We start from the raw sequence: 17956 nt of genomic DNA on the forward strand, positions 1-17956 counted from the left end.
TACCGACCAGACACTAATTAGGGTCTGCTGATTTTCAAAAACGTTAAAACTCTAAAAATTGAATTTTGCCGACTTCTAATCTTGATTTTTGTTGCCACATTGGTTTTTCGCACTTAAACGGGTCTGTAGTAATCATCCTTAACCACTTTGTTGTGTGTTGCAGGGATTTTAGCAGCCAAAAAAAGTATTTTTCGGCCACTTTTCCAAGGGTTGTTAGGTTCATTACGAAAAAGATCGCAGCTATCCAGCTTTCCGATGTGTCTTTGCGTCTGGCTCTGATGCAGTTAAGGTTATATCCGTTTTTTGCCTGTCCAAATTTGCCCTCTATCAGGTTGCGCTGATTGCGCTCTTTCCTTTGTTTTCCTTTTTGGTATGGCGAGAGTTCTACTTTGGGAGGCCTTCCCAGTGGCTTGCCCACTATTCTTATTCCTTTTTCTTTCATATACTTTCTGTTCCCACGCGTCATATAGATCCCATCTGCCAGCAATAGTTCTGGATACCGGCCATAGGTCTTCCGAAATTCTTCTACCTGCATTTTAAGTTCAGTGCTTTCATTGTAGGCATCCCAACTTATGGAGTTTATTTTGGACATACCATTGCATTCGCTGGCGTTGATCTTTGCGCCAAACTCAATTTTATTCTTGCTCTTTCCCCTTACCATGGGACGTACATATGGCCGGTACACACTTGTTATCCTGTCCGGATGGCTGTGTTCCCTGTTTTTATACATCGTTTTTTGTTGTGCACAAATATGGCGTACCACCCAGTATATACGTTGATCGCGTTTGGTCAATGGCCATGCCGTGGAGCGTGTGCCAAGAAGATCGAGCAGGTTTTCTATGTGCTTGATGTCCCGTTCAACGTAACCTATCTGCTTGCCTATGGCTTTGCGTATGTTTTTTCGACTGTTGTTCCTTTTCTTTGAAATATTCAAATAGTCCTTGCGTGCATTTCTACGGTACGTTCTCGGTTTAGCGCCTGAGCAAAGGTTCTGTTCGACCGCTATTTTGTAAAGTAAGTCCAGGATGCGCTCACATTCCCCACGGCCGGTGTTCAGCAGCCCAATGTCTCTGGGGTAGGCTATCTGCTGGTCACACACGGTGGCGTCCAGTTTTAGCGTGCCTTTATTGGGAGGCAGGTTTGGATCGGACGGATCGTTTGGGCCATCTTCACCTTGGCCGCCGTTATCTTTTTTCGCGGCCTGTCCTGACATGATGCGTTTACGTCCGTTTACAAGTTCTTCCGCTCTGGCAATGACCACGTCGTTAAAACTATCAAAGGCATCTGCTCCCATTCGTTTGCGAATATCCACGAAAAGTGATGCGTCAAACGGATCTTCTATCTTAAAGGCCCTGTAGCCACAGAAGTATTGGATGTAAATATTTTCAGATATGGTACTGACCGTCTCACGGTCAAGCTTTAGCTTGTGCTTGATTATCAGAGCTGCAATAACAAGGCGTATATCAACGCTCTGCCTTCCACTTTTGCAGTCCAGGTTGCGGGCATATATTGTGGCAAGCTCATCCCAGGGGATAATATTTGCCATTTTTACCCAACGGTTTGCTGGGTCTAGATCGCGTTCAAAGGGATGTTCAAAACCAGCTAAGGTCAATTGGGATGAGGGCGTATATTTTATCATATCTGCAAGGGTTTCTGTTACAAGTTCGCAAACCCTTGCTTTTGAACTAAATAAAGCACATATACTTATTAACATATATTATTGATTATCAACACATAAGGAGGTCTGAGGTCGAAAATCAGCAAGCCCTAGTTAAAGATTAAAACCCTGCTCCCGATAGCTATCGGGATTCATTGCAGTTACTTTAGTTTCTATAAATTTTTAAGGGTATTTTGTCATTTCGACAGAGCGAGGAACGAGTGACGAGAAATCTTATAATATTGAGATTCCTCTTCGTGCCTCATTCGGAATGACAAACTATTCTCAGAAAAGAATTTCAATCTTTTCTTTAAAACTATGGATTTCAAATCCATAGTGGTTTATTTAAAATTATTTGCAAGAATAAGAACTTTCAAGTTCTTTTTTTTAAAAGGGATTTATACGTTTTAGACCTAGCTGATGTCAAAATGGAGGAAAACGCTGTTACCTGCCTTCCTCCATTTCTATATATCCCGAGGGGTATAATATTTAAAGATAAATATTATAGTTGTATTGCAAAAAAAACTCATTAAAAAAAACTCTCTTTTATAATTGTGATTTTATTTGAAATAGAGGACCTTGGTTATTTATTATAATCTTTGGGAGCATTATATAAAATTATAGACTCATTTTTTCTTGTTCTCCCCACACCTGCACCATCGACACCTTCAATTCTCTTATCCCCATGTATTATCCACACGATATCTTCACTAACATGATCAATGATAAAATCTGAATTTCCCATGGCAAAAGCTATATTGAATTGCTTAATAAATTCTCTTTTGGGCAAATTGCCACAATCAAAGGGTATATTAATTTTTGTCATTTTAGCTTTGACTTGATTCTACATATTTTTTAAAATTATCCAAAATGGCCTGCCAACCTTGTCTTTGCACATCGACTGGATTCAAACCCTGTCGCGCAAACCTCTATAAACAAAGGGTTTGTTAATTTTCTCAATTTTGAGGTAGCCTGAAAACTACCACGAGATGGATTTTCAATTTGTTTGTTATACTTTCAATCTTATTATAAAGATAAACTAATTCAAAGGAAAACAAACGTATATTAAACGTAATGGTTGTTCAAAAACATATACTTATTAAAATCTTAAATGCTCTAATAAGTCAACTTACAAGACTTATATTTTCGTTTAGTCTGATCTATATCTGCAACACAGAAGCGTTTCTCTATTTTTCAAACATATCTAATCTCTGCCTAGTGTTATTTTCCAGCCATTGTCTGCGGCAATAAAGCGATCATAATATTTACTAGTGTATTTGTAAATGTGTTTCTGCTATCGTTTGTGTTAATTGCTCTTTTACGTTTGCTTTTTTAGCATAACTATTCCAATTTACAACTACTTTACTAATGGCCTTTATGATCGCTTCACCTTTTTTAATGTTATTCACTTTTGCAATTGTCATTAAATCGCCTTGGGTTATTTGTTTATGTTTGCCATTAATGCTTAATGTATGTTGGCTTACCCAAATATTAGTAGGATCGTAAGAATAACATACATCGTACGCAGGTGATAATTCCCATGATTTGCCTTGTTTCAATCGAAACGAAAAGTTCTTGGTATGGTCCTCATAGTTAGTAGCCAATACATTAAATACCATACGCCTAAACATTTCTTCTGCTTCAGGATACGGTAAACGTAATGCACGCATGGTTTGAAACAGTTGTTCGTAGCTATAGCCCTGTAAATTATTATAATCGTAATGCTGTATACCACACCAGGTTTGAATATGATGTTTTGTGTTGCCATCACGATCAAAACGTTTTGTCATAAAATGCGCTCTACCGTTTTCTTCTAACAACTTACATTCCATCATTGTAATTCCAGCATCTTTCGCCATGAGATAATAGGCATATTCTACTCGCCCCCAACCATGAGTTTCTCCAAATTGTGCATCACTCACACCATCTAACTTCAATAACCAATGCTCAAAACCTTTTGGTACGTTTGTTTGACCAGATTTTATAGCACCTGTTTTTTCATTATATGCAATTACAGCTTTTGGACGAGCTCCACCAGCTGAAATTCCCACCTTCAAGACTTCCATTAATGCCTTTTCTTCATCGTCATTTAAATTAGTATCTAATTGTTCTTTTTTGGATAGCGTTTTATGTGCTGCCTCTACCAAACTACTTATTTCGATATCAAAACTATTTTGCGATGTTAATTGCGCAGGCTCAAATTCTAATGCTCCCATAGCTCGTGTGCCAATAAAACAGAGTTGTTCTACTGGATTCATACTATCTGCAGGACGACCGTTTTTTGCCAACCATAGATTAATTAATTGGTTTCCGTAACGATCTGGTAATGCATCTGCTAACAAACCTGGTAAGCCTTTGAAGGTATCGACGTTGTCATTTTTACCTTTTCGCAATTCTGGAAACGAAAAAATACGAGATCCTTCAGTTGTCGGCATTTTAATAGGTGAGATCTCCCATTGCTTTTGAAGAAAGGCTGGACTATATTGAAAACTTGCCAATTGGTTTTGTGCATCCCAACGCACAGCACCTACCATTTCTCCCCAAAGTTTTATTTCTGCGACATCTACCATCCTAAATCATCTTCTTTTTTAGTTACTTTATTTGTTTTACTACTAGCACGTTCGCGTTGCTCTTTTTTTAATTTGGCATAGGCTAAAGGGCTAATGGTATCGGAAATCGTAAACACATTCATTACATATAAAAGATCTAAAACACGTAAGGCTTGCATAAGCGTGTTTATTGTAACTGTTTCTCCGCGCTCTAACAAACTTAATGTTGATCTGCTCATACCAGCAGCAGTAGCTACCTCTTCTTGCGTCTTGTTTTGTTGCAATCGATGATGTCTAATAAAACGTCCTATCGTCTTTATTAATGTCTCATCTGACATTGAAACCCAATGTGTGTTCGATATCTCATTCATAATACTCACTTTAAACTATTAACGCATGATTACTCATACAAATATATGAATATTATAATACAAAAATTATTTATGTATGACTAATCATTCATTTGATTGCATTATACACTATAATGGATGATTAATCATACATTATAAAAACTTATTTTTATTTAGATTTGCGCTTACTGAACCGTCATTACTATCTTGTACAACTGAAAAGTCATTGCGAGGACGCAGAACTAAGCAGTCTATCTGTTGTTGTCTTGCCTTATAAATGGAATTTAATTGTAAATTTTGTCTGGTAGGTATTTTAAGGATCTATTAATTTCAGGAATATATTCTTTCCCTTCATTTTCTGATAAAGAGTACAATCCTCTGCATACTCTGTGAAGTACTCCCTTGTTTACCAAATCGCACATTCGCCATTCTACGTTAGCTTGTTTACCGTCTTTGTCAAATTGTTAATAGTAGGCAATAATATCGCTGACTTTGAAATGTTATTTAATTGAAAATTTCTTAATTAATTCTTCTATATGTAGCGTTTCAGAAGTGATAGTTGCTAAATTTTAAAAATTACAATATGCAAAGATTCGGCAATACAAACAATTATTGCCGAATCTTTGCTTCGATTGTCTCAAAACATATAGTAGCTATCCCTAAATCTTTCATTATGCATAAGACTGTATTGAGGTTATTCATATCCTAGACTTTTTTAGAGAAGCGCTGTGCTCGTAATGTAGCGTTTCCTGAGCTACTAACCGGCAGAGAGGCATTGAAGGGAGGAGAAATGGGCTGATTGGATTCAAAATTAGAACAACTTCTCCGAGTTGGCATCAAATCAGCCTGAACTTCAACGTAAAAAATAGAGCTGATTTCCATATTCCTTTTTATATTAGCAAACCTTTTAGTAAAATGGAAGCGGAAATCAGTGCATTATATTTTTGACTTTTGTATTGAAACGCATCGATTTTCAAATATTTCCTCGATAATACTCTAAAATTTTAACCCGAAGCGCATATTCATACTTTACATTCGCTAAATTAGTCTGTGCATTGTCAAAATTATTTTTACTGATGATATAGTCCACACTATTTGATACTCCGTTGTTAAAGCGAATTTCATTGATCCGGAAAGATTCCTTGTAAGCATCCACTTGGTCCTGTAACAATTTATAGCGTTCAAAAGCAGTTGCCATGGCGCTATATGACCGCTTAATGGACTGTTTAAGATCCAGTTTGATCTGGGCCAAGGCCGTTTGAGCCTCTTCCTTTTTAATTTTTTCGAGAGCCACGTTATTTTTAGCCCTGAAGCCATTAAAAATCGGAACACTTACTGAAACCCCAATTGAAGAGTTCAGGTTATTGTCAAATTGATCACGATAGGGAATGTTCTCACTTGTAAAATTGGTTTCTTGAGCAAAAACAGAGTAATCCTGATTATTAATGGTCACAAAATCACCTGTTTCGGCAATGCCTGTCCCCGTTTCATTAAAAAGTTTGGCAGCACTGGAATAGTTAGTATTGAGATTCGCAAAGAGACTTATTTCTGGCACATACTGCGAGCGTGCCACAGCTATTGCTTTTTCGGCGGCTTCCAAACTTAGATCCCGCGCTTTAATCGTAGGAAAAACCTGCAAGGCCTGTTCATAAATCTCTTGTGCAGTGTAGTCATAAACTTCAAATTCCAACTCAGTATTCAAAGGGACAGCTGTGATGGATGTTTCTGTATTGGTGAGGGTATTCAGGTTTATAAGCTCGATTTCAAGATTATTTTTACGTTCTACACTATTGGATGCATCCAAAGCCAACTGACCTTGAAGATCATGATATTCAGCCGGATTTCCAGTTTCCTCTTCGTAGAGACTTCTCAATCTGTCCAATTGGCCTTGGGTAGTTGTCAATCGGGATTCAGCCAATTTAACCAAGTCCTGGGCGTTCAACACTTGTAGGTAGGTCAAGGTCACATTTAGGATTACCGATTGTTTGGCAGCTTCCACTTCCATTTCGGCAGATCTCAAATTTAATTTTGCCTGTTTCCATCGGTTTATAAGTCTAAATCCATTAAAAGCCACAAAATCGAGTCCCAGAGCTGCATTGGAAAAAGTGAGCTCTTGGTTGACTATGCCGTTAGTAAATGGGTCAATGCTTCGGCCATTTGCAATGCCTAGGTTGTAGGAGCCGTTGACGCGGGGCAATAATGCATTTTTATTTTGGTTAAAATTCACATCCCAGGTTTCTTTAGTCAGCTTTGTAGATTTAAGGTCGAGATTGTTTTCTATCGCTAAGCTAATGCACTCCTCAAGAGTCATCGCAATTCTTTGTTCTGTTTGTCCAAAAAGAACTAGAGTCGCTATAAAATACAGCGCCATTGAAAGTTTGAAAGTCATAATATACGTGATTGATGAATTATTTTTTACTTGTGGTCGCGCCTTCCATCCAAAAGATGTAAAACTCGCGACCCATAAGCCGCGTTGGTTTCAGAATGCGTTGCCTGAATAATGGTAACACCTTCTTGGTTAAGCTCTTTAAAGAGTTGCATAATCTCCTCGCTTTGTTTAGAGTTTAGGTTTCCTGTGGGCTCATCGGCCAAAATGAGCTTTGGTTTAGCAATCAAGGCACGGGCCACACCAACCAATTGCTGTTGTCCACCGCTCAACTGACTGGGAAAGAGGTCTTTTTTCCCCACAATATTGAACCTATCTAGCATATCAGCAACCAAAGCCTTGCGTTCAGAAGATTTTATATTTTTATAGAGCAATGGCGTTTCAATATTTTCGTACACCGTAAGCTCATCAATGAGATGGTAGGCCTGAAACACAAACCCGATGTATTCCTTATAGAGTTTTGAACGGTTTTTTTCTTTCATAGCATGAACGGATTCACCCAGAAAATTGTATTCTCCTTCCTGAAAACCATCGAGCATTCCAATAACATTGAGAAGGGTTGATTTTCCCGATCCTGAAGGTCCCATAATGGAGATAAACTCGCCTTCTTCAACTTGGAGGTTAATATCGCTCAGCAGAAAGATTCGTTTCCCGCCTTGGGTGACCCATTTGAATATGTTGTGAAGTTCTAGTAGCATAGTTATTATTCTTTATTATTATTAATATTTATTGTTGTCTGATTAAATTTTATCGTCCATATGAATCTTCAGATATGGTGAGAAGGTTTTTTGATTTTATTATTTGACAATATCTTCTGCTTTTTGACTTTTCAGAAACACCTCAAAACAAACTAATCACAACTGATTGTAATTTTCAACCCATTATTTCAACACTTAACGATTTCTGTCTTTGTTCTTGATTCTAGCAGCGCAGCGGTCTTGGTTCATATTTTACATTATTATCTATTATTGTTATTATTCAGTTCGTAAGCTTTTTACGGGGTTTTCAATGGCAGCTTTTATACTTTCAAAACTTAATCCAAATACATTGATAAAGAAAGTTGTTTTGTTCTTTCTGATATTTCGCCACGCGATTTTAAAATAGTTAGTAATCATAATATTTTCGATTTTCAGACCTCACAGGTTTTAAAAACCTGTGAGGTCTATGAAATTACTCCGTTTTCAAGCTCTCCACCGGATTTTTTAAAGCCGCTTGTATCGTACGGAAACTTATGGTCAAAACCGCAATTACCAAAGCTATAGCGCCTGCTGCCAAGAAAACCCAAATAGTCAAATCCATGCGATACACATAATTTTGAAGCCATTGCGAGGTAGTGTACCACGCAACGGGCGTGGTAATGAGAAAAGCTATACCTACCAATTTTAAGAAATCCTTGGTCAATAATATTGTAATGGTTGATACACTGGCACCAACAACCTTACGAATGCCAATCTCCTTCTGTCGCTGGGATACAACCAATAATGAAATGGCAAAAAGCCCTATACAACTTAAAAGTATAGCGAGTATGGAAGCACTGGAAATCATGGTGGTCATCATGCGCTCTTTTTGTAATGTGCGATCAATATTTTCATCCAAAAAAGATCCCAAAAACTCAGCGTCGGGCTCTATCTTGTTCCAAGCTGTTTTTACAATATCGTACGATTGTGTCAGATTGCCTGGGGCAACCTTAACATAGGCTTGATATAGTGGTTTGTCTGAATTCATAAAAAAGCTTATAGGTTCTATAGATTTATCCATGGTTTGAAAATTGAAATCCTTGACCACTCCTATTACTGCATACTGAATTGAATCATCCAAGGTAAACCGAATGCTCAATGGATCCTTCTCGCCGAATTCCCTGGCCATAGATTCATTGATCACTATAGAAAGGCTATCTGAAGCATATCGTCTATCAAACGACCGCCCTTTAACAAGCGTAATGTCTAAGGTTTCTGGATAATCATAATCGACAAATAGCAAATTCGTACTCACCTCACGCCCTTTATAATCAAAACCCATAACGCTAGTTGAGCTGCTCCCATCTCTACCAAGACCCAAAATATTGTCTGAAGCACTCATACTTATAATATTGGGATGACCAGAAAGCTCGTCACGCATTAATTGCATAAGTTGTGCATGGTCCTTTTTAGAACTCAAAGGAAATGCGATGACCTGCTCTTTATTAAAACCAAGGTCTTTATTTCGCATATAATCCAATTGTCCGCGTAAAACTAAGGTGCCACTAATGAGTAAGATGGCAATACCGAATTGTACAACGATTAACACATTGCGCACCCGATTTCTACCAGAAACTTCCAACTTGCCTTTCAACGCTTTAAGCGTGCCTAACTTACTCATCAATACTGCGGGATAACCGCCAGCAATGAAGGTTATCAACAAAAGAGATACTACAGCGCCAAAAATTAATACAGGCGACACTATCAATCCGAAAGACGCATTTGTACGAAACAACGTTTGAAACATATCCAACATTGAAAACGAAAGTAAGGCGCCCAATGCCACCGAAATCACAAAAACCAAAACACTCTCGCCCCAAAACTGAAAGAATAGTTGCGCCTTGCCCGCACCAAGCGTTTTGCGCATGCCAATTTCACGAAGACGTTGAGCCCCTTTGGCAATGCTCATATTTATAAAATTGACACTGGCAATAAATAAAATTAGCAGTGCAATTCCCAAAATCACATACTGAAGAGATTTGTTCACGATTAATTCCGCAGTATCAAAGTTTGTAAAACTCACATTTCCAAAAGGCAGTAAATGGATTTGCCTAAATTGGCCTTCAGCATTGGGCTTAGCACCATCGCGTTTGGCGGTAGCAATTTCGTCGGCAAAATGAAGTGTCGAAAATGGACGGGTCGCTTTTTCAAAACTTTCTATAGAAGTACCTGCTGCCAATTGCATATAAACCGGATGGTTATGTGCGTCCCAACGGTCTTTTTTATCCTTGTAGAATGAATTTGGTAAATCCATAAAGTTGAAAATTGCCCCGAAACGAAGGGAGCTTGCCTCTGGTAAATTTTTTAAAATAGCCGCCACAGTGACCGGAACGACTTCGCCATCGCGTTTAATACTAATCAGTTTACCTATGGGATTTTCATTGCCAAAAATCAGTTTTGCAGTGTCTTCGGTCAATGCCACCGTTGACCGCTCAATTGGATTGTTTGTATTGCCTTCCAAAACCGGAAACGAAAAGATTTCAAAAAATTCAGGATCTGCCCAAGCGGAGCCTACTCTCAAAGTTTTATCTTTATAAGTTATGAGCGGACCGCCCGTTACATATCGCGTGATTTTATGGACGCCAGGCACCTCATCACGTAAAGCGCCTGCAAAAGGAATCGGGTTAGCTTCGCTCAATTCAACGCCTTTGGGAATTTGTTCAGTAGTATATACCTGATAAATAGAATCCACATTTTTATGGAACTGATCAAAAGACAGTTCAAAAAGCGCATACATACTTAATAAAAAAGCCACTCCAAACGCTGCAGTGAGTCCAATAACGTTCAGAGCCGTGAAAGTTCTATCCTTCCAGAGGTTTCTTAAGGCTATTTTAAAATAATTTCTGATCATTGTACTTTGGTTTAAAAACCTCACAGGTTTTAAAAACCTGTGAGGTCTAAATTATTATTCCGTTCTCAAGCTATTTACCGGATTTGCAATAGCCGCTTTTATGGCTTGAAAGCTTACCGTAATCAAAGCAATACATGCTGCCATAATTCCTGCAAAAGCAAACACCCACCAATTAATTTCGGTTCGATAAGCAAACTCCGCTAACCATTGTTGCATTAACCAGTAAGCAAGGGGAACGGCAATCACGAATGCAACCAATACCAATTTTAAAAAGTCTTTGGACAGCAATCGGGTTATTCCCGTAACGGTGGCACCCAAAATTTTTCGCACGCCAATTTCCTTTGTACGCTGTTCTGCGGTAAATGCTGCCAAACCAAACAGACCGAGACAAGCAATAAAAATGGCTATTATTGAAAAGATTGTTGCAGTACTTGCGGTTCTTTCCTCAGAAGCATATAACTGTGCCACATGTCTATCCAAAAACTGGTAATCAAAAGCTGTGTTTGGTAGTGATGCGTTAAATGTTTGCTGCAGTTGCCCCATAAACTGTAACAAGTTCTGGGAGTTGTAGCGTACTAAAAGTGTACGGATACCTTCGGGAGCCTTACGAGATTTGTAATACATATAACCACCAATATCTTCCTTGAGCGAATTGAAATTAAAATTTGCCACCACACCAGTAATTATTGCTCTTGAACCAAGTTCAGTATTGATTATTTTACCAACCGCTTCCTCTGGGGTTTTATAATTTAAATAACTAAGGATTTTCTCGTTGATCAAGGTGTAGATAAGCGAATCGCCCTCGGCAATGGTTTCTGGAAGTTCATTTCCAGCTAGCACTTTTAGCTTCAGGGTTTTAACAATGTTGCCATCGGTGCGGCAACTGGCAATAGGCATTCCTGTATTATCGGTGGTCAATTTACGTACTGAGCGACCACTTTCGTTAGATCCTGGCATCGACTGTACCGCGGAAACGCTTTCTACGTTGACTTGCCTTTCCAATCCTTTCATTAAGCTTTCAACCTGTTGTTCTGTTTCGGCAGATTTCACTGAAACGGCAACGATTCCATTTGGATCATAACCCAAATTTTTATTTTTGATGAATGCCATCTGCTGAAGGATTATTGTAACGGCAATGATCAGGACGATAGAAGCTGCAAACTGAAATACCACCAGTCCCTGGCGCACAAATTCAGAAGATGACCCTTTTTTCTTAGATTTATTCACCAGAATAAGTGGTGAAATACCCGACATTGAAATTGCAGGGTAACTGCCTGCAACCAGGGTGACGACAATCCAAATAAGTAATAGTCCAATTAAAATTGGGGTAGCGAGCAAATCCTGATAACCAAGTGCATTGCCCATAATACTCTTAAATAAAGGAAGTATTAAAAAGGAAGCGGCATACCCTATGATGACCGACAACAATACCATGATACCCGTTTCTACATAGAAAAGCGAAAGCATCTGGCGTCTGTTTGCGCCCAACACTTTACTCATTCCGATACCTTTAGCGCGCTTGCGAGAGTTAGCGGTGGCAAGGTTCATATAATTAATACAGGCGATTAACAAAACGAGCAATGAAAGGAACAACAGACTTTTTATGGTGGTAATACTTCCCAATTTGGTGGAATAGCCTTCTCTTATATCTGCCGAATAAAGATGGATTTTCGTTAATGGCTGAAAAAAGAATTTAGTAAAGTATTGCCCTTCCTTATCGACATTTTTATCAATCAAACGGGTGGCCTGATTTTCAACTTCGGCAACATTTGCGTTGGGTTGAAGTTGCACATAGGTTTCATAACTCGCATTGCTCCAATACACATTAGTACCCATCCAGGTATCCATAATATTATAGACCATATTGCAGTCCATTACGCTATTTTTTGGCAAATCGGCATAAATACCAGAAACTTGTAACGTATCCCTATTATTTACGGTAATGAGTTGGTCCATCGCGCTTTGATTGCCAAACAACCGTTTTTTTACAGATTGTGAAATCACGATTGATTTAGGTTTAGAAAACGCATTTTGAGCGTTCCCCTCCAAAAATTTAAAATCGAACATCTTAAAGATTGTGGAATCGGCAAGGTAAAGACTGTTTTCAGTAAAGTTCTTATCGCCGATTTTTAAGGAAGCGGTCGCACCAAAATCGTCCTTAATAAGTCGGGTCATCTTTTTTACCTGCGGAATATCCTCCACGATTGCCGGACCTACCGCGTTGGGCATGGTGGCCCAAATTTCAAAATCATAGTCTTCAGAAGTTTCCATATTTACCCGGTAGATGTTTTCTGAATTTGAATACATCTTGTCAAAGCTAAGTTCGGTATTCACAAAGGAAAACAGAATGATACACACGCACAGACCAATTGCCAGACCTGCGATATTTAGCGCGGTAAAGAGTTTGTTGGCACGAATATTCCGCCATGCTATTTTAAAATAATTCCTGATCATAATAATTAGTTCTAAAGACCTCACAGTCCCGATTTCGGGATGGAAACCTGTGAGGTCTAATTAATTTTATTCCGTTTTCAAACTTTCTACTGGGTTTACAATTGCCGCTTTGATGGCCTGAAAACTTACAGTTAACAAGGCAATCAACAATGTTCCAACTCCAGCATACACAAAACTTATCCATTCCAGATCAATGCGATAAGTAAAATCTTGCAACCATTCACTCATAAAATACCAACTTATTGGTACGGCGATGACTATGGCAATGACCACCAACATTATAAATTCTTTAGACAGCATTTTTACAATCCCACCCACACTTGCGCCCAAAACTTTACGAATCCCAATTTCCTTAGAGCGATTCTGAGCCATATATGCGGCCAGTCCAAAAAGACCCAAACAGGAGATAAATATAGTCAGCCCCGCAAAAAGCGAAGAAAGTGATGCTATTTGCTTTTCATCCTTGAATTTTTCTGCATATTCCTGATCTACAAAATGATAAGTAAATGGATAGGCAGGGTTGTATTTGCTAAAAACATCGGCTGCGATTTTTAAATTTTTTGCAGTGTCATTAAGTCCATTCAGACGCATTACTATATTATAAACCCCATCAACAGAGCCGAATACTAACATAGGTCTTACATCGTCATAAGGTGAGCCTATAATGAAATCATTAAATACGCCCACAATAGTCAGTGCACTATCATCCTTTCTGATCAATTTGCCAATAGGATCTTTAAGGCCCATCTTTTTTACCGCTGTTTCATTGATCATTACGGAGGAGCTATCTCCCGGAAAAAGAGAAAAATCAATATCACGACCGTCCACTAATTTCAAATCCATTGTTTTGGCAAAATTGCCACCCGTTCTATATAGGGAAAAGTTCAAATTTTCCTGTTCCATCCCATCCCATTTAAATCCAGAACCATTACTTCCATCAACGGTTACTCCCCAGCCCGTTTTACTCATTGCGGTAACCGCTCTAGCACTAAGGAGTTCTGTTTTTATTAAGTCATAATTTTTCTTGATATCTCCTTCAATTCTTACCTGCACCAGATTATTGACATTATAGCCGGTAGCCCGATTTTGTGTAAAATTGATTTGCTGGTAAATGACTATGGTAGCTATTACCAATGCAATACCCACAGAAAATTGAAGCACCACTAATGTTTTTCGTGGGTTAAATGATGATTTCACACCTTTGAACGCACCCTTTAAGACCTTTACTGGTGTAAAAGAAGAAAGATAGAATGCAGGATAACTGCCTGCAAGCAGACCGGTAAACAAAACGAAGCCTCCAAGCCCTAACCAAAGCAGCGGATTCAAAAAGTTGATCATCAGTGATTTTTCTATAAGTTGATTGAAATATGGCAGGTACACTGCGGCAATTACTAGTGCAAGGATGCCTCCAATGGCCGCAAGAAGGATGGACTCACACAAAAACTGACTGATCAGGCTAGACTTTCCTGCACCAATGACTTTGCGTACACCCACTTCTTTTGCCCGTTTTTGACTTTGAGCGGTACTTAGATTCATAAAATTTATGCAGGCAATCAGCAAAATAAGGCCACCGATAATTGCCATTAGTCTTACTGTTTCTATATGACCGCCTGCTACTTTGCCATTCTCAAAGCGAGAATACAAATGCGATTGGCTCACAGGATATAAAAAGATCTCCCATTTATATTTATCAGATTTTCTTTCTACCAGGTTTTTAATTTTTTCATTGAAATGAACAATTAAAGTATTCGGTTTCAATTGTATATAGGTATAGAACGTATTGATTCCCCATGCGTCGCTACCAGAATATTTAGTTTCATTCCCCTTTAGGGAAATCAGATACTCGAAATCGAATGCTGTATTAGAAGGAAGGTCTTTTAGAATACCGGTGACTTTGTAATTGGTTTCGTTATCAATTTTAATTTCTTTATTGATAGGGTCAGTATCTCCAAACAGCTTTATGGCTAAAGTTTTAGTGATTACAATATTATTTACCCCTTCTAAGGCATCATCGGAATTTCCTTGTAAAAGTGGAAAACTGAACATCCTTAAAAAAGACCCATCCACTTCATTTCCCTTAGTCTTAATACTTTTATCACCAACACCAAACAGGCGTTCAGCGCTCCAATATATCCTCGCTGAATTTTCTACTTCCGGAAAATCATTTTCCAGCGCTTTCCCCAAAGGACCTGATGTGATATCCCAGGTAGAGATTTCACCGGGCCCTGTGCTCCGATTATAGACTTTATACAAAGATTTTTCATTGGTATGAAACCGTTCAAAACTTAATTCATTCTGTATCCACGTACCAATAAGAATAACGGCCGTCATGCCAATGACGAGTCCCAAGAGATTGATTGCAGTAAAACCCTTGTTCTTCCAAAGGTTTCTTAGGGCGATTTTAAAATAATTCCTGATCATAATAATTAGTTCTAAAGACCTCACAGGTTTTTGAAACCTGTGAGGTCTAATTAATTTTATTCCGTTCTTAAACTTTTTACCGGGTTTGCCATAGCCGCCTTAATGGCTTGGAAACTTATCGTAACCAATGCGATACCCAATGCTGCTGTTCCTGCAACAACAAAGGTCCACCAAGGAATAGCAATCCTATACGCAAAATCCTGCAACCAATGGTTCATGGCAAGCCAGGCTATAGGAGAAGCAACGATCAAGGCGAGGATGATCAGTCGTAAAAAATCCATAGAAAGAAGTTTTACAATGCCGCTCACTCTTGCGCCCAGTACTTTCCGAATACCAATCTCCTTGGTGCGTTGCTGCGCGGTAAAAGCCACGAGACCAAAAAGTCCAAGACAGGCCACAAAAATGGATAAGGCCGTAAAAACGCCAAACAGTGATGCCATTTGTCGGTCAGAGCTGTAAGCAGCATTAAGGTCATCGTTCAAAAATGAGTAATCAAAAGGAACGTCTTGTTGATAATTTTTCCATTTGTTTTCAATAGCAGCAATTAGTTTTTGAGGATCGTCGGATTTATACTTAAGTGAAATAAATGACACATCCGTGTCATAACTCTTCGATCTTTTGGAAAATAGTGCAAATGGTAAAATAGTATTGTGCAAAGATTCTAGATTAAAATCCTTTACTACACCAATTACAGTATAGTATTCCATATTTCCACCCGGGTAACGTATTTTCTGCCCAATGGGGTTTTCCCAACCAATCTGTTTTGCTGCCGTCTCATTGATGACTACTGAGAGCGAATCATTAAACTTTGCATTGAACCCTCTGCCTTTTTCTACTTTCAGGTTGAGGGTGGCAATAAAATGATCATCGACCAAATACGAACTTAAGCTGATATCCTTGGCCACTGGGTGATTGCTTTCGCTGGTCTGAGGCACATAAAAATCACCGAAGGCCCCTTTTGTAAATATACCTGTTGAAATGGAGGCCTCTTTTACATGAGGAAGTGCAGCAATTTCCTGTCGGAACGTTTCAGCTCCGACATCCAATTTTTCGGTATTATTTATAACCAAAATATGTTCCTTGTCATAACCCAGATCACGGTGTTGCGCAAATTTTAACTGTGTGAAAATGACAAGTGATGAAATAACCATAACAATAGCGACAACAAACTGAAATACAATTAAACCATTTCGCAACACTCCTACTTTAATAGATGTAATTGAACCTTTAAGCACATGGACAGGATTAAATGAAGTAAGATAAAATGCAGGATAAATACCGGCCAAAAAAGCGGTAAGCACTGTCATGCCGAGAAGAATCAACCAAATCCCGTTGCTAAAAATGGAACTTAATGGTATAGTTTTACCTGAAAGGGCATTAAAAGATGGAAGAATCAACGCCACCAGAGATACCGCAAAAACGGCAGAAATGATAGTGTATAGAAAAGCTTCCGCCAAAAACTGTCTTATAAGTTGACCTCGGAGTGAGCCCAAAACTTTACGTATCCCAATTTCTTTACGTCGTTTACTGGCTTGAGCGGTGGCCAAATTGGTAAAATTAACACATGCCAAAACGATGATAAAAAAAGCAATCAGCCCAAATATATATATGTTCTGAATATTGCCCTGATCTGAAATCGTAGAAACAATATCCCCGGAACGCAGATGGATATCCGTCAAGGACTGCAAATGAATGTCCCAGTGGTTGCCATTTTTCAGAAATTCGTCATACGGCTGGCCGATTCGATCAAATGCGCTCGCAGCCTGAGTTCTGAGCATTTCAGGGAATTTGGATTCTAGTCGGGCAAGTGCATTCGGTTCTTTTGCAGCCTGATCTGTCAGTTTAACATACGTGGCCATATTGAGCCAGACCCAACTCCAGTTAAAATAAGCCACCTCTTCAAAATTATTAACAGGCATCAGCATATCAAATTTTACCGTGGCTGCCAGGTTGGTAAGATCTTTTAGAACGCCTGTCACTTTGAGAGGCTGTTTATTTTTTCCATAATAAAGAATTTTTCCCATGGGATTGTTACTTCCGAAGTATTTCTGGGCAATTTGCGGAGTGATGACAATACTATTGGTTTCTTGTAAACAAGTTTTTGGATCTCCCTGCGCTAACGGATAGGTGAGAATCTCTAAAAAATTGGGGTCAACAGCATAAATTTCAGGCTCATTAAAAAAATGCTTACCATCGTCAGTTTTTGATTCCAACACATCAGTATTGGGCCGATATATGCGAGTGTAGCTTTCTACTTCTGGGAAATTATCTACCAATGCTGCGCCAGCAGGTGGTGGCGTATATCCAGCATAAAAAGAATTATCGCCCATTTTTCCATCAACATTTACTCTATAAATCTGCTCAGCGTCTTTGAAAATCTTATCATAACTCATTTCATCCTGAATCCAAATCATAATAAGGACGCCAACAGTCAAGCCTATTGTCAATCCTATAATACTGATAACGGCATAGAGTTTATTCTTGCGTAGATTCCGCCATGCTATTTTAAAATAATTCCTGATCATGAGTGTTCGTTTTTTGATTGATGAAT

12 protein-coding genes are annotated in these 17956 nt (G+C 38.7%); all 12 read right to left on the bottom strand.

The genetic code is table 11. The features are described 5' to 3' along the window. Positions 1-43 precede the first annotated feature (43 nt). A complete protein-coding gene (locus tag JEM65_RS04100; protein WP_199597346.1) occupies positions 44-1714 on the bottom strand; it encodes an IS5 family transposase in 1671 nt (556 codons plus the stop codon). Positions 1715-2240: 526 nt separating this feature from the next. Beyond that, positions 2241-2483: a hypothetical protein gene (locus JEM65_RS04105; RefSeq protein WP_199597348.1), complete on the bottom strand. Its 243-nt coding sequence runs from the start codon at positions 2481-2483 to the stop codon at positions 2241-2243. Between the two features lie 442 nt (positions 2484-2925). Further along, entirely contained in the window at positions 2926-4227 is a 1302-nt protein-coding gene (locus JEM65_RS04110) for a type II toxin-antitoxin system HipA family toxin (RefSeq protein WP_199597349.1), read from the bottom strand. Further along, positions 4221-4577, bottom strand: coding sequence for a helix-turn-helix domain-containing protein (locus JEM65_RS04115; RefSeq protein ID WP_199597351.1), 357 nt, complete (start codon positions 4575-4577; stop codon positions 4221-4223). Before JEM65_RS04115 ends, JEM65_RS04110 begins: the two co-directional genes overlap by 7 nt. 263 nt (positions 4578-4840) lie before the next feature. After that, positions 4841-4978 carry a hypothetical protein gene (locus JEM65_RS22945; RefSeq protein ID WP_306465074.1) on the bottom strand — a complete coding sequence of 46 codons (138 nt, stop codon included), beginning with the start codon at positions 4976-4978 and terminating at the stop codon, positions 4841-4843. A gap of 551 nt (positions 4979-5529) precedes the next feature. Then, positions 5530-6945 (bottom strand): TolC family protein, encoded by a 1416-nt coding sequence (locus JEM65_RS04120; RefSeq protein WP_199597353.1) that lies wholly within the window; start codon positions 6943-6945, stop codon positions 5530-5532. Positions 6946-6971: 26 nt separating this feature from the next. Continuing rightward, positions 6972-7640 carry an ABC transporter ATP-binding protein gene (locus tag JEM65_RS04125; RefSeq protein ID WP_199597354.1) on the bottom strand — a complete coding sequence of 223 codons (669 nt, stop codon included), beginning with the start codon at positions 7638-7640 and terminating at the stop codon, positions 6972-6974. 276 nt (positions 7641-7916) lie between these two features. Next, on the bottom strand, positions 7917-8057 hold the full coding sequence (locus JEM65_RS04130; protein ID WP_199597356.1) for a hypothetical protein: 141 nt from the start codon (positions 8055-8057) through the stop codon (positions 7917-7919). 55 nt (positions 8058-8112) lie between these two features. Beyond that, positions 8113-10530: an ABC transporter permease gene (locus JEM65_RS04135; protein ID WP_199597361.1), complete on the bottom strand. Its 2418-nt coding sequence runs from the start codon at positions 10528-10530 to the stop codon at positions 8113-8115. Positions 10531-10584: 54 nt separating this feature from the next. Next, positions 10585-12984: an ABC transporter permease gene (locus JEM65_RS04140; protein WP_199597363.1), complete on the bottom strand. Its 2400-nt coding sequence runs from the start codon at positions 12982-12984 to the stop codon at positions 10585-10587. Positions 12985-13050: 66 nt separating this feature from the next. After that, positions 13051-15405, bottom strand: a complete 2355-nt coding sequence (locus JEM65_RS04145) for an ABC transporter permease (protein WP_199597365.1) — start codon at positions 15403-15405, stop codon at positions 13051-13053. A gap of 56 nt (positions 15406-15461) precedes the next feature. Beyond that, positions 15462-17930, bottom strand: a complete 2469-nt coding sequence (locus tag JEM65_RS04150) for an ABC transporter permease (protein ID WP_199597367.1) — start codon at positions 17928-17930, stop codon at positions 15462-15464. Positions 17931-17956: the final 26 nt, after the last annotated feature.

Origin of the sequence: Gelidibacter salicanalis, from assembly GCF_016469035.1 — a bacterium.
Classification (GTDB): Bacteria; Bacteroidota; Bacteroidia; order Flavobacteriales; family Flavobacteriaceae; genus Gelidibacter; species Gelidibacter salicanalis_A.